General features: G+C 59.1%; 2 pseudogenes. Both read right to left on the bottom strand.

The annotated features are described in order from the left end of the window. Positions 1–246: 246 nt before the first annotated feature. Positions 247–504, bottom strand: a pseudogene (locus tag AC5EFR_RS21410) (IS5/IS1182 family transposase); the annotation flags it as partial. A 5-nt stretch (positions 505–509) separates the two neighbouring features. After that, positions 510–756: pseudogene (locus AC5EFR_RS21405) on the bottom strand (hypothetical protein); the annotation flags it as partial.

Genomic DNA, 756 nt, shown 5'->3' with positions numbered 1-756 from the left:
GCTCACAACCTAGGTCGTGTTGGCATTGAACGACACCATTTGAGTGTGTAGCCAAGGTTTACGAAGCTCAGATAGTTTCACGTCAGGGTGTCGTTCCGGGTGGGGGGATCAAATTGCATAAGGAACGCTCCACAGCGTTGCGGTCTTTGTAAGGCTCTGGATCGACGCCGTGCCACGACGCGGTCGTTGTCCGGCGCGGGACGGCCGGTGTGGCCTCGCAAGCGGCGATCGCTGTCATTTCACGAGGCGCATCAAGGCCTTGATCGGCCAGATTGTGATCGGCTTCGACCCCAAGCCAGTGCACTTCAATCTGCGTGATGTCACCCGTTGGATCAGGCGCGTTGGAGTGCCAAGGGCGCCTGTGGTGAGGTGGATCTTGCTGCTTGCTCCGCCTCTGGATCGCCCCAAATTTTAAGCGTCAGCGCCCCCTTTTTGCGCGCCGGCATTGTGCTGGTCTGCCCGGACAATCGTGCTGTCGACGGGGAGGTGTTCGACGTCAGGCTCTTCCGTTATCGCATTGAAAACGCGCCAAAATACCCAATCGCGACACCAGTGAGAGACGCGGATGTAGGCTGAACTCCATTTGCCGAAATAGTCCGGCCAGGCTCGCCATTGCGACCGGTCCGCGCGCGCCAGAGGATAGCTTCCATGACATGATGGTTGTCGCGACCGGTGCGGTCTGGGTCTGTCGATTTGCCGGGCAAATGCGGTTCCAGCTTCGCCGAGATGCGATCAGTCAACTGCTCATGCTGCCCC

It is taken from the genome of Pelagimonas sp., from assembly GCF_058892305.1.
Note: the sequence above shows the minus strand (reverse complement) of the source record. Positions and strands in the feature narration are given on the sequence as shown.